We start from the raw sequence: 12316 nt of genomic DNA on the forward strand, positions 1-12316 counted from the left end.
GCGGCGGGTTCGCGGCCCCTTTTGTCTCGCGTCCGAGCGGCCGATACTCGCGCCTGCGGCGCATTGTCTCGACCACTCGGACGCGAGACGGCCGCGAACTGGCTCGCTGCCGCGACTTCTTCGCTGCCCGCGATATGAGGGGATCGCAAGCTTTCTGCGGCTGGGTATCAGCGGCCAGCTCAGGGTCCCCGCCGGCGGCCAGTTGACACATCCCGGCATAACCGGCGAACTGTGCCGAACGCGCGCTCATGCCGATTACCGGATGTTCAGTAGCCTGACTGCAGGTGGAGCGCTGAACTGGCGCGGGGGAAGTGGCTGCACCGAAGCGGAGTCGGCAGGATGCCGAAACTATGCGCGGCGACTTCGGTCGAACCCCTGCTTCATCTGCAAGGTAGTAGCCGGCCTGCGCGACGATGGATGGCATGAGGTGATCGCCGAGACAGCGGACAACATGGCGTTCCTCGGCACCGACGAGACGGTGCTGACACGTAGGGAGGCAGCGCGGACCATCAGCTGTGGAAGTGACCAATTGGACGATGGCTTTCCAAAGCGCGGCGCATATGCATCATCAATCCGACATGGGTCAGCATCGCCGATCGAGGATCCATCCCTGATGTGCAGCTCCTCGGGTCACCTTTGCGGCATAACACGTAGCAGCCGGCTCTACGCCCGCAGCTCTTTCCACGGGGCCGGGCTGAGGTCCACCCATGCAGCAGTCTCTGGAACGAGGCCACTGTCGGAGTCGGTCAAGCCGTCTGGAGCGTCCAACTTCGCTCATGAAGTCTTCAGGGCGCCAAGCACTCTCGTGGTGCGTTACATACCCTCCCGAGTTGTGCCGCAGTGCTCACGGGTTCGCAGGATCCGCTTTTACCTGTTCTGTCCCCAGTGTCGTCGGCGACTATGGCTTCCGCGCACGCGACCCGTTGATTCGTCGTACGACGTGCCGGCGCCACCAACCACGATCGCGAGTATGGGCATTGACAAGCCGATTGCCAATGGAATCCATTGCCAGGCAATAAAAGCGACGACGAGCAGGGTAGGAACGGCCAACCAGTACAACCATCCCAGGAACGGCACCCTGCGGAATACCTCCAAGATCAGGCTCGATACCAGTCCAGCGAGCCACAACAGCAGAAGTAGCGCCGCGATGCCACCAACGATCGCCGCCAGGATCCAAGCCCGCTCGGTCACACCGAGAATTCTGACTGGGGAATCCCTTCTGCGACAGCGTTTCTTGGTCGAGCGGAAATATTCCATCGACAGGCCCGTGAAGTCGACTTCTCTGGTCGCGGCTCAGATGGTTTGCTGGCGATCTTGCGGGTGGTCGTCGGTGGGGAGTTTCAGGCTGGCCGCTGACAGTCGGGGTTCGGCTGCCGATCGACTCTGTCGTCGGGTGGTGGGAGGTTTGATCGATGGGAATGCGCGACGGTGTGTGGAGCAGTCGGACCTGGGCCGACGACGCCGGGGATATCTAGAAATGGGCGAAGAAGATCATCGAGACAACGACTGATTGGGATCAAGCGACTGGCTGAGAAGATCAAGAGGGCTGCTGGGGCTTGAAGCACGAACTTCGTGATTACCCGTTCTCATCGCGATCTCCACCTCGGGTATCCCCAAAAGTATGCCGATTCGGTATCCTGACTTGTATCCATAGTCGTGAAGGGAGGTACGTACCATGGGTTCTCCGATGTCATCGATGAAGGTCGAGCAATCGGTGCGTGAGCGTGTGAGCACTCTGGCGCAAGCGGAGGGTCGCACCGTCTCTCAGACCATTGCCCATCTGTTGGACGAGCACGACCGTCGACAGCGGTTCGCCGCTGTCGCGGCCGCGTACTCCGAAATGGACGCGGACTACGTCGCCGAGGTCGATGCCTGGGATGACACGCTCGAAGACGGGCTGGAGGACGACGATCGGTGAGTGCCCGACCGTCGTGCAACCCCGGAGACGTCATCTGGACCGACATCTCCCCAACCCGAGGTCATGAGCAGAACGGCCGACGTCCGGCGGTGGTCATATCCACCGCCGACTACCTGCGGGCCGTGCGCGGGCTTGTCGTCATCGTGCCGGTGACCACCACCGACCGCGGGTGGCCCCACCATGTCCAGTTGCGAGGCGATGACCTCGGACTGCCCGTGATTTCCTTCGCCATGACCGAACAACCTCGCACCGCGAGCACCCAGCGGATCACTGGCGTAGCAGGTTCGGTCAGTAGAGAGACACTCGGGCTGATTCGCCGCTGGATCAGCGATTTCACGGTGATGGAAGGTTAGCGGGAAACAGCGGTTAGTTGCGTTCCAGCTCTATGGGGTGGGTGGCCAGTAGTGACAGGGGGAGTGGCTGGCGGCGCAGGACGTTTGCCCACAGGTCGGTGCGGTCGGGGTTGATGGGGTCGCCGGGGAGGGCCGATATGACGATCCAGTCGTCGTTCTGGAGTTCGCCCTCCAATTGGCCGAAGGTCCAGCCCGCGTATCCGGCGAAGATTCGGATGCCTTCCACCAGGGGGGCGATGCGGTGCGGGTCGGCGTCCAGATCGACCAGTACTACGCGGCCGTCTACGCGGCGCAGGCCGGGTACGCCCGCTATGGATACGCCTACCCGCAGTGTGCCGAGGCACAGGGCCGCGTCGCGTTTGACCGGTCCGCCGATGAACAGTGTGCGCGGGGGCGCGGCGACCTCGGACCAGCGCGGCAGCACGTCGTGGACCGCGGTGTCGTTGGGGCGGTTCAACACGACCCCGAGACTGCCGCCCTCGTTGTGCTCGATGATGTAGACGACCGTCCGTCGGAAGGTCGGTTCGACCAGATCGGTTGCCGAGACCAGCAGCGAGCCCGCGCGGACCACCTGTTCGCCCTGGCGGGACTCGCGCCGACGACGATCACCGTGCCCGCCGTGAGTCTGCCGCTCGTCCGGTTCATCTCCGCGTGCCACTCCGACATCATCGCAGCTGGATCGGGTTTGCGCACTGATGGTTGTCGCCCGGGACGGATACGGCGGGCGTGGCGTCGTAGGCTCCCGGGTATGCGACTGCCCGAGGTGATCCTCGACAATGCTGACACCGTCTACGACTACTACCGCGACCATCGCCAGAATCGGCTCAAGGCGTGGAGCGCGTACGCACTGCTCGGCAGGCGTTACCACCCCAGGATCAGCTTCGCCGACGGAGCCGAGGACCAGGTGCGGGCTTTGGTGAAGTCGGGTCGCCCGACCATCTACTCCATCAACCATCTGTCCCAGAACGACCCGTACACGGTGGCGGCCGCGGCCTGGCGCAGCCCGCTACGGCCGATTATCGGCAGGGTCAGGGTGCTGGCCAAGGACGAGCTGTTCATCGAACCCGACCAGCGGCGCAAGGTCGACATGATGGGCGGCATACCGGTCTTCCGCGGTAAGGACCACGGCATCAGGGCCGTCAACGCGGCCGGTCAGCGCATGATGGACGTCTGCGCGCAGCGGCTGGCCCGCGGCGACCACCTGGCGATCTTCCCCGAGGGCACCTGCAACGACGTCGACCCGACCCAGGTGCAGGCGGTCGGCAGCGGAATCGGACACATCGCGTTCCGGGCGATGAAGCTCGGTGCGCAGCCGGCGCTGGTGAGCCTCGCGCTGAGCTACGGCCCGCGCGCGGACCCCGCGGTGGAGCCGACAAAGGAGCAGGCGAAGTCCGCGAGCTTCTACTTCGGCAACCCGATACTGGAACTGCCCGCCAAACCCGCCGAGATCGCGCGGCTGGCCCGCATCGACCTCCAGCAGGCGCTCGACGGGGCCGTGGCGAACTACTGAACTACTGGGGCAGGCCGAGTCGCTCCCGGGCCCACTGCGGAACCGCCGCGACGTACTCGCCGTTGGTCTCCACGAAATGCTTCACCATCGGGCACAGCGGCAGTATGCCGTAGCCCTCGCGGCGGGAGTCGTCCAAGGCCGCTTCGACCAGGGCGCGGCCGTAGCCCTGGCCTTCGTGACGGGGGGAGATCTCGGCGTGCACGAACGCGCGTTCGGAGGCGGTGTCCTGGTATTCGGCGTAGCCGGCGATGGCGCCGTCGACGTAGATCTCGAAGCGTTCCAGTGCGGTGTTGTTGCGGACCTCGGTCGACATGGTTCGACGCTACTCCGCCGCGGCGGCCCCACCCACATCGCGATGCGGAGATCGACTGTGAAATCGCCGGTTCGACTTGTCCGCCGGTGCGCGAACTGCGCAGAATGCTCATGTGCGCGGCGCATGTCGGACGGCGATGGCCGCGCGGAGGTACGACATGATGAGGACTCCCGTCGCCGGGCCGCGCGTGGCCCGGCGCTTATCGCGGCTGGTCGCGGCGCTGACGGTCACCGCGACGGTCGGGGTATCGATGGTCGCGGGCGCGGCGGGCGCGGCGCCCGGTCCGACTTTCGGCGACTGTCCCGACGGTTCGGTGACATCCGAGCGCGCGGTTCGCTGCGCGGTGATCCGGGTGCCCATGAACTACGCCGAACCGGGCGGCCCGACAATCGAACTCACGGTCAGCCGCATGACGGCCACCGGCACGAGCCGGGGCGCGATCTTCGCCAATCCGGGCGGTCCCGGCGCCGACGCGCTCGACTACTGGTCACGGCGCACCGACACCCTGCCCGCCGAGATCTACCGCGACTACGACCTTATCGCCGTGCAGCCACGCGGATTGCGTTGGGCCACACCGTTGCAGTGCGCCATCGACACCGCCGAGCCCGAGGCGCAACAGGTTTCGCTCGGCGGCGGCAGCCGCGACGAGATCAAGGCCGCCTGCGACGCCGCGCGACCCGGCTACCTCGACACCATCACCACCGAGAACACCGCGCGCGATATGGACGCGGTGCGCGCCGCGCTCGGTCTGGACCGCATCGACTACCTCGGCACCTCGTACGGCACCTACCTCGGCGCGGTGTACGCCACCCTGTTCGGCGACCGCGTGCACCGAATGGTGTTGGACTCCAACGTGAATCCGCACTGGGTGTGGACCGAGGAGTTCGCTCAGCAGCAGGTCGCGGGCAAGCAGCGCCTCGACGACCTGTTCGCCTGGATCGCCGAACACAGCGGCGAATACCACTTGGGCGAGACTCCGCTACAGGTGTACCGCAACTGGGTGCGGCTGGTGTCGGCGCAGGGCGGCGGCTGGTACGCCAACCTGACTCCGCCGCCCGCCAGTGTCGCCGACCTGCCCGGTGAACTGCCCGAGCCGTTGGCCGAGATCGCCCGCGACGGTGTCGACGGGTCGGCCGAACAGGCGGTCAAGGTGCAGAATCTGGTGCGCACCCTGGTCTCGGGCGGCGCTTCGGCGCAGGTGCCGCTGGTCGGGGCGACCGCCGTCGCCACCTATACGCGCTCGTACTGGCCGACCTTCGCGCGGGCGATGGCCGATGCCAATACGAATCCGGGAAATGTGCAGCGGCTGCTCGCCATCGAAGGCGCCACCGCCACCGACCCGACCGGCCGCTTCGTCTTCTCCGCGATCACCTGTAACGAGAACGCCGTGGAACCGCGGCCGGAACTGCTCGCCTCCGCCGTCGCTACCATCGCGTCCGGCGGCAATGCGATGGACGCCCGCGCCGATATGGTCCGCGCCGGAATCAGTTGCGGTTCTTGGCGTCCGGTCACGCGCCCGGCACAGGTCTCGGGGGCGGGTCTGGCCAACCGACCGCTGCTGTTGCAGAGCCGCTATGACGCGCTCACCAAATACGAGGGCGGTCCGGCGCTGGCGCAGGCGCTCAACGGGTCGCTGATCACCGTCGATGGCGGCGACCACGGCACCTTCGGCCGCGGCAATCCCGCGGTGGACGACGCCGTGCTCACCTATCTGCGCACCGGACAGGTCTATATCAACCGCGCCGATCAGGCACCGCTCGCCGTCCGCTGATCCTCGAGTCGCCGAATGCCCGAGCGCGCGGATCGGCGACCCGGCACGGAGTCGGCCGCCCGCCTCTGACGTGCGCGGATGCGGGGCGCACCGCAGAATGTGGGGATGGTCCGCGTGGTGCTCGCCCCCGACAAGTTCAAGGGTTCGTTGACCGCGCCCGAGGTGGCGCGCGGGCTCGCGGCCGGTATCGCGCGGGCGCGCCCGGATGTCGAGATCGTGTCCGTCCCGGTCGCCGACGGCGGGGAGGGGACGGTCGAGGCGTTCCTCGCCTCCGGTTGGCGGCGAATCGCCGTGGCGGCTCCGGGGCCGACCGGTGCGCCGGACGAAGCGGTATACGCCATGCGCGGGGACACGGCCGTGGTGGAACTGGCGGCCGCGGTCGGTCTGGCGAAACTGCCCGGCGGCCATTTCGATCCGCTCGGCGCGAGCACATACGGCTTGGGTGTCGTCATCGCCGACGCGCTGGATCGCGGCGCGACCGATATCGTGATCGGCCTCGGTGGCAGCGCGTCCAGCGACGGCGGCGCCGGGATGGTGCGTGCGCTCGGCGCCCGCGTCCGCGACGCGGCAGGACGCGAATTGCCGCACGGCGGCGCCGCCTTGGCGCAGGTCGCCGAATTGGACACGGCCGGAATGCATTCCGCACTCGGCTCGGCCCGGATCACCCTGGCCTGCGATGTCGACAACCCGCTGCTCGGCCCGCACGGCGCGGTCGAGGTCTACGCCGCGCAGAAGGGGGCGGATGCCGCCGCGCGCGCGATCCTGGAGGACGCGCTGACCCGCTGGGCGCGGGTCGCGGGCGTCGACTACGCCCGCCGGCCCGGCGCGGGTGCGGCGGGCGGCACCGGATTCGGCGCGCTCGCCGTCCTCGGCGCGCGGATGCGCAGCGGCATCGAGGTCGTCCTCGACCTGCTGGAGTTCCCGAAGCTGCTCGACGGCGCCGCGCTGGTGGTCACCGGAGAGGGCTCGCTCGACACCCAGAGTCTGCACGGCAAGGCCCCGATCGGCGTCTGCGCGGCGGCATGCGCGGCGCATGTACCGGTCGTCGCGGCGGTCGGGCGCACCCTGCTCACACCCGACCGTGTCCGCGAAGCCGGTTTCGCCGGCTGCTACGCCCTCACCGACCTCGAACCCGATCCGGTGCGCTGCATGGCCGACGCGGCCGATCTCATGCCCGTCATAGGCGACCGCATCGCCCGCGATCATCTGCGGCCGATTCGAGAGCAGTGCTCTTGACTTTGTGAGCGGAAGCATGGAACATTGTTCTCAACAGAGAGCGGTGCTCACAAAGGAGAGATCATGAACCCCGAGACTCGGTACATCGCCCCCAAGGGCTTCGAACCGGTGATGAATCGAATCTTCAACCTGCTGCCCAAGCTCGGCATCAGCGTGCTCGGGTCGCGGCTGCTCGCGGTGCGGGGGCGCAAGAGCGGGCAATGGCGGACCACGATGGTGAATCTGCTCGTCGACGCCGACGGGTCGCGGTATCTGGTCGCGCCGCGCGGGCAGACGCAGTGGGTGAAGAACCTGCGGGCCTCGGGGGAAGGGGAGCTGCGACTCGGCCGAAAGGTCGAAACCTTCGGCGCCACCGAGGTTCCCGACGCGGAGAAGGTGCCGTTGCTGCGGCTCTACCTGAGCAAGTGGGGCTGGGAGGTGGGCAAGTTCTTCGAGGGCGTCACCAAGGACGCCAGTGACGAGAAACTCGCCGAGATCGCGCCGGGATTCCCGGTGTTCCGCATCTCCGCGACGTCCTAGCCGCGCGCGGCCAGGAACCGGACGGCCGCCGCGTACCCTTCGATGCCCATGCCCGCGATCACCGCGGTGGCTATCCCGGAAACGAAGGAATGGTGCCGGAACTCCTCGCGGGCGTGCACGTTGCTGAGGTGCACCTCCACGATCGGCACCTCGGGAATCACCAGCGCGTCCCGCAGCGCCACCGACGTGTGGGTCAACCCGCCCGGATTGATCACGATCGCCGACTCGGCGCCGCGGGCCGCGTGGATCCGGTCGATCAGCGCGCCTTCGGAATTCGACTGGAAACCGACGATCGCGCGCCCGAATTCGGCGGCCGTGCGGCGGCAGAGGTCGAGCACGTCGTCGAGCGTCTCCGACCCGTACACCTCCGGCTGCCTTGTCCCGAGCATGTTCAGGTTCGGGCCGTTCAAGACGAGGATCGGGGCGGCGGTGTCTGCCATAGGCAAACCCTAATCCCGCCCCGGCCCGCCGCTTATCCGGCATGCCGAACCGCTCAGAGTCCCTCCGGTCCCTCCGCACGCAGGTCGTCCACCTTGCGCATGGCGTCACGCAGCTCGGCCAGCCACGATTCCGCGTGCTTGCCTGCCAATTTCACGGTCCAAGTCAGTGCGTCGGCGCGGGAGCGGGCCACGCCCGCGTCGACCAGGGTGTCGAGTACCTTGCGTTCGGGCTGGCGCAAACGAGTCATGACCGGAACGGCCAACTGGGTGAACATGATTCGTTCACCGTCCACCGAAACGCCCCAGGCGACGCTGCGCCCGTAGCGGTGCTGCGCCTCACCGGCGATCTGCATGCGGGCCGGTCGGGTGGACTCGCGGAAGCGCGCGACCGCGCCCTCCTTGGTCGCGCGCGGCAACCCCTCGGTCGGCGCGTCGGATTCGCCCGACCCGGCTTCCTCGGACTTCTCCGACTGCGGCAGCGGCAGCTCGCCGATCACCACGATCTCGTCGCGGTCGATCTCGATATGCGGCTGACCCACGAACCACTCTTCTGGCAATCGGCCGGCGAACCAATCGGGCACATCGGCCGGATCGGGGAGATCGGCTTGCTGCCAACCGCCGGGTCTGCCGAAACGCCGTCCCCTGTTGTCATGTCTCACGGGGCTCACCTCTTCGTGCGATCAGTGGTTTCATACTTACTATGGCGCCGTGATTACAAGATTACGCCGTAATCGCAGCAGGGGATTATGCTCTTCGTGAACCCGTTTCAGCGGTGGTAATCAGAGATGCAGGTGCGGTCGGCGGCGGTGATCCGAACTCGAATCGCCGAGCTCGACCGTAATGCCGCCCCGGCGCGTCTCGCCCGGTACGGTAACGGCGCCGGTTATCGCCTTGTGACTGGACGCCGTTCTCGATCAGCCACTCGACACCGAAATTTCGGGCACAATCGGACGCTGAGCACGGGTAACGTCCCGGCTAACGGGGCGCTTACGGGTTGGTAAGAATTAGGTACGGTGGTCTTGTTACTGGAGTGACAAGAGTGAAGAGTGGGCGACATGGATGGCTGGGGATTCCGCCGCTTCCGCGTCCGGGGCGCATTGGCACTCGCGGGAGTCGCGGCTGTAGTGACAGCTCTGGGATCGTGTGGATTCCAGGCCGAACCGAATGAGGCCGAGGGCATCGTCGAACGCTTCACCGAGCTCTTGGACAAACAGGACTACACCGAGGCCGCGGGACTGACCTCATATCCCAATGGCGCTCAAGCTACCTTGAAGCAAATGTTCGAGGGCCTGCATCCGAGCACGGTCGACTACGCCAAGACCCAGTTCATCGGTCTCGACGCCCAGCAAGCCATCTTCAGCATGGACGTCGCCTGGAACTTCGGCGAGAACCGCGATTGGCACTACAGCATCCAGGGCACCGTACGGAAGCTGGCCATCGGTTGGCGCATCTCATGGGAACCCGGCCTGGTGATGCCGCAGCTGTCGGGTCAGCGCACCGTGAAACTGGTCCGCACCCTGCCCGCCCCGCCGCCGCGGGTCATCGACATCACCGGCGCGCCGCTCATGCACGAGCAGGTTCTCAACGTGGTCAAACTGGATCCGGCGAAGATCACCGATCCGGTGGCCTCCACGAATGCGCTCGCCAAGGCCATCGAACCGGTCGCGCCCCTCATCACCGGCCCCTCGCTCATGCAGCAGTTGGCCGCCTCACAGGGCAAACCGGTGGTCGCGGTGAATCTGCGCGAAGGCGACTTCGCGATCCTGGAACCGGTGATGGCCCCCATTCCCGGCGTGGTGATGGAGAAGCAGCCGCGGCTCATCTCCTCCGACCGCCGCGTCTGGTCACCGCAGCTGGACGCGCTGCGCAAGGTGTGGCAGGACAGCCAGGAACAGCATTCCGGCTGGGGCGTACAGATTTTCGAGGCCGACGGCCGCTTCGTGAGTCAGGTGGCCGGGTATCAGGGTCCGCCCGGACCGGATATCGCCGCGGCGATGGACCAGCGTTTGCAGCGCGCGGCCGAGGACGCGGTGGTCAGCGTGGGCACCCCCGCCTCGATCGTGGCCATCCAGCCCTCGAGCGGGGCGGTCGTCGCCGTCGCGCAGAACAGTCAGGCCAGCGAACACGGATCGGTCGCCTTCACCGGACTGTATCCGATCGGGCGCAATATCGAACTGCTGCGCGCCATCGCCGCGGTGGTCGACAACAAGGCGCCGCAGGATGTGTCGGTGCAGCAGGCGGCCGAGGCCGCGAGCAGGCTCGGCATCGGCATCGACTTCCAGGTGCCGGGACTCGACGAAGTCACCGGACGTCTGGCGATCGCTGGCCGCAGCGCCGAACAGGTCCGCCAAGGCGGCGGTTCGGACGCGGTGCTGGCCAGTCCCTTCGGCATGGCCATCGCCGCCGCCGCCATCGCGCGCGGCGCGGTCCCCGCGCCCATGATCGAACTCGGCCACCCCGGCAATACCGACGCCCAACTCCAGCCACTGCCCGACGAGGCCACCGACCGGTTGCGGACCATGCTGCGCGACGCCGCCAACGGTCCGGAGTTCGCCCCGTTGCGCGCCCGCCGCGATGTCATCGGGTTCGCCGCCACCGCGGGCGCCGACGGCTGGCTGATCGCCAACATGGGCGACCTCGCCTTCGCCATCCACATCAACGATGTCGACAGCGGCGACGCCGCCACCCGAATGGCCGCCCGGATGCTCCAATCCCTCGCCACCCCGGAACCCTGATCGGGTTCCTACCGGGTCGCGCGGTACACGGTCCTCGGTCGCGTCGCCCCGCGGCGTCACCTCGGGAAAATATCCTCCGCCGGCGACGGGCGGGAGGCGCTCACTGGCCGAGGAGTTTGCGCCATTGGACGCCGAAGGGGTGTTTGGCGGTGACCGAACCGAAGCGGACGCTGCCGTGGACGGAGATGTGGAGTTTGCCGAGCGGCGGGCCGCTGCGGACCTTGTTGTTGACGCTGGAGCCGACGAGGTCGACATTGTCGAGATCGACGGTGGCCTCGGCGGGGACTATGAGGTTGAGGGAACTGCAATAGTCGTCGACATGCAGTTCGACCACCTGGGTGGACATGATCGCCTCGGTGAAGTCCAGGGTGACCCCGGAGAACCAGTTGTTCAGCAACAGCCTGGGCGGCACCTGCCAGGGGCCGCGGCGGTTCACCCCGGACATGCGCGAGCGGATCATATTGCCGGGTGTCGCCGGATGCGGGCGCGGCGGCATCGGGCGCGGATGGTGGAACGACGGCGCGGCACCGACGAACGGGGCGCGCGGCGCGGCCTGCTGTCCGATCATGCGGACGCCGGGCAGGTCGACCAGCACCGAATTCAGTTCACCGCGGGTCTTGGCGGCCAGCGCCGTATCCATGCGCTCGGTGAACTCTCCGAGGGAGAGCATGCCGAGACCTACCGCGCGCTGCAACAACTGACCGACGTGCTCGCGCTCGGCATCCGAGACGCGCAGCTCACGATCGCCGACAGCGCCGCCGTTCGAGACCGATTGGAATTCCGGGCCGCCCATGTCTTCGAGGTTACCGATGTGACCGCCACCCGACATCAGGGCAAACCCGGATTATTCCAAGCCCTGTTCGATCGCGTACCGGGTCAGTTCTACGCGGTTGGCCAGTTGGAGTTTGCGCAGCGTGGCCTGGACGTGGTTCTCCACGGTGCGGTGGCTGAGGCCGAGCCGGGAGGCGATCTGCTTCGCCGAGAGCCCCTTGGCGACCATGCGAAGCACCTCGGTCTCGCGTTCGGTCAGCGCGGGACGATACGGCTGGTCGGGTTCGGCCGGCGTGGTCGCCATGCGGCGGTATTCCCCCAGCACCAGACCCGCGAGTCCGGGGGTGAACACGGGTTGACCGGCGGCGGTCGCGCGCACCGCGTCGATCAGTTCGGCCGCCGAGGCGCTCTTCACCAGATATCCGCAGGCGCCCGCCTTGATGGCGTCGAGCACGTCGTCGCGTTCGGCGGAGGCGGACAGCACGAGCACCCGGCTGTGCGGTGAGACCCGCAGCACTTCGGCGGTGGCCTCGGCGCCGTTGCCGTCGGGTAGCTGCATATCCATCAGCACCACCGCCGGGCGCACGGCCGCGGCCCGGCGGGTCGCGGCGGCGACGCCGTCGGCGGTCGCGGTCACCGAGAAACCGGCCTCGGCGAGGTCACGGGACACGCCGTCACGCCACATCGGATGGTCGTCCACCACCATGACCGAAATCGTCTCGGCCGCATCGTCGTCGGTCACCGCGCACC

Annotated in this window: 14 protein-coding genes; 7 read left to right on the forward strand and 7 right to left on the reverse strand. The window is 67.3% G+C overall.

The window, feature by feature from the left end:
* Positions 1-867: 867 nt before the first annotated feature.
* On the reverse strand, positions 868-1191 hold the full coding sequence (locus APZ21_RS22920; protein WP_054815379.1) for a hypothetical protein: 324 nt from the start codon (positions 1189-1191) through the stop codon (positions 868-870).
* Positions 1192-1687: 496 nt separating this feature from the next.
* Between APZ21_RS22920 and APZ21_RS22925 the strand changes: the two genes are divergently transcribed.
* Positions 1688-1918, forward strand: coding sequence for a hypothetical protein (locus APZ21_RS22925; RefSeq protein WP_054815380.1), 231 nt, complete (start codon positions 1688-1690; stop codon positions 1916-1918).
* The gene (locus APZ21_RS22930; RefSeq protein ID WP_054815381.1) at positions 1915-2271 is read left to right on the forward strand and encodes a type II toxin-antitoxin system PemK/MazF family toxin; all 357 of its coding nucleotides are present in this window, start codon (positions 1915-1917) and stop codon (positions 2269-2271) included. The genes APZ21_RS22925 and APZ21_RS22930 overlap by 4 nt, the downstream gene beginning before the upstream one ends.
* A gap of 13 nt (positions 2272-2284) precedes the next feature.
* Here the strand turns inward: APZ21_RS22930 and APZ21_RS22935 are convergent, their stop codons facing one another.
* The gene (locus APZ21_RS22935) at positions 2285-2929 is read right to left on the reverse strand and encodes a YqgE/AlgH family protein (RefSeq protein WP_082393384.1); all 645 of its coding nucleotides are present in this window, start codon (positions 2927-2929) and stop codon (positions 2285-2287) included.
* A gap of 90 nt (positions 2930-3019) precedes the next feature.
* On the opposite strand from APZ21_RS22935, the gene APZ21_RS22940 reads away from it, so the two are divergent.
* Positions 3020-3781 carry a lysophospholipid acyltransferase family protein gene (locus APZ21_RS22940; protein ID WP_054815382.1) on the forward strand — a complete coding sequence of 254 codons (762 nt, stop codon included), beginning with the start codon at positions 3020-3022 and terminating at the stop codon, positions 3779-3781.
* A gap of 1 nt (position 3782) precedes the next feature.
* Here the strand turns inward: APZ21_RS22940 and APZ21_RS22945 are convergent, their stop codons facing one another.
* The gene (locus tag APZ21_RS22945; protein WP_054815383.1) at positions 3783-4094 is read right to left on the reverse strand and encodes a GNAT family N-acetyltransferase; all 312 of its coding nucleotides are present in this window, start codon (positions 4092-4094) and stop codon (positions 3783-3785) included.
* Positions 4095-4251: 157 nt separating this feature from the next.
* Here APZ21_RS22945 and APZ21_RS22950 point away from each other — a divergent pair, with 157 nt between their 5' ends.
* The 3 genes from APZ21_RS22950 (at position 4252) to APZ21_RS22960 (ending at position 7620) form a co-directional block, all read left to right on the forward strand.
* Entirely contained in the window at positions 4252-5865 is a 1614-nt protein-coding gene (locus APZ21_RS22950) for an alpha/beta hydrolase (protein ID WP_054815443.1), read from the forward strand.
* Between the two features lie 105 nt (positions 5866-5970).
* A complete protein-coding gene (locus APZ21_RS22955; protein WP_054815444.1) occupies positions 5971-7101 on the forward strand; it encodes a glycerate kinase in 1131 nt (376 codons plus the stop codon).
* A gap of 63 nt (positions 7102-7164) precedes the next feature.
* Positions 7165-7620: a nitroreductase family deazaflavin-dependent oxidoreductase gene (locus APZ21_RS22960; RefSeq protein WP_082393385.1), complete on the forward strand. Its 456-nt coding sequence runs from the start codon at positions 7165-7167 to the stop codon at positions 7618-7620.
* Here APZ21_RS22960 and aroQ read toward each other — a convergent pair.
* Positions 7617-8060 (reverse strand): type II 3-dehydroquinate dehydratase, encoded by a 444-nt coding sequence (aroQ, locus tag APZ21_RS22965; protein WP_054815384.1) that lies wholly within the window; start codon positions 8058-8060, stop codon positions 7617-7619. The genes APZ21_RS22960 and aroQ overlap by 4 nt on opposite strands.
* Positions 8061-8113: 53 nt before the next feature.
* On the reverse strand, positions 8114-8719 hold the full coding sequence (locus APZ21_RS22970) for a hypothetical protein (protein ID WP_054815385.1): 606 nt from the start codon (positions 8717-8719) through the stop codon (positions 8114-8116).
* Positions 8720-9184: 465 nt separating this feature from the next.
* Here APZ21_RS22970 and APZ21_RS22975 point away from each other — a divergent pair, with 465 nt between their 5' ends.
* Complete coding sequence (locus APZ21_RS22975; protein ID WP_239476774.1) at positions 9185-10795, forward strand: NTF2-like N-terminal transpeptidase domain-containing protein; 1611 nt, start codon at positions 9185-9187, stop codon at positions 10793-10795.
* Positions 10796-10895: 100 nt separating this feature from the next.
* On the opposite strand, the gene APZ21_RS22980 is transcribed toward APZ21_RS22975, so the two are convergent.
* Positions 10896-11588, reverse strand: a complete 693-nt coding sequence (locus APZ21_RS22980; RefSeq protein ID WP_054815447.1) for a DUF1707 SHOCT-like domain-containing protein — start codon at positions 11586-11588, stop codon at positions 10896-10898.
* 51 nt (positions 11589-11639) lie between these two features.
* A complete protein-coding gene (locus tag APZ21_RS22985) occupies positions 11640-12272 on the reverse strand; it encodes a response regulator (RefSeq protein ID WP_156371284.1) in 633 nt (210 codons plus the stop codon).
* Positions 12273-12316: the final 44 nt, after the last annotated feature.

The organism is Nocardia arizonensis (assembly GCF_001310275.1).
GTDB classification, from domain to species: domain Bacteria; phylum Actinomycetota; class Actinomycetes; order Mycobacteriales; family Mycobacteriaceae; genus Nocardia; species Nocardia arizonensis.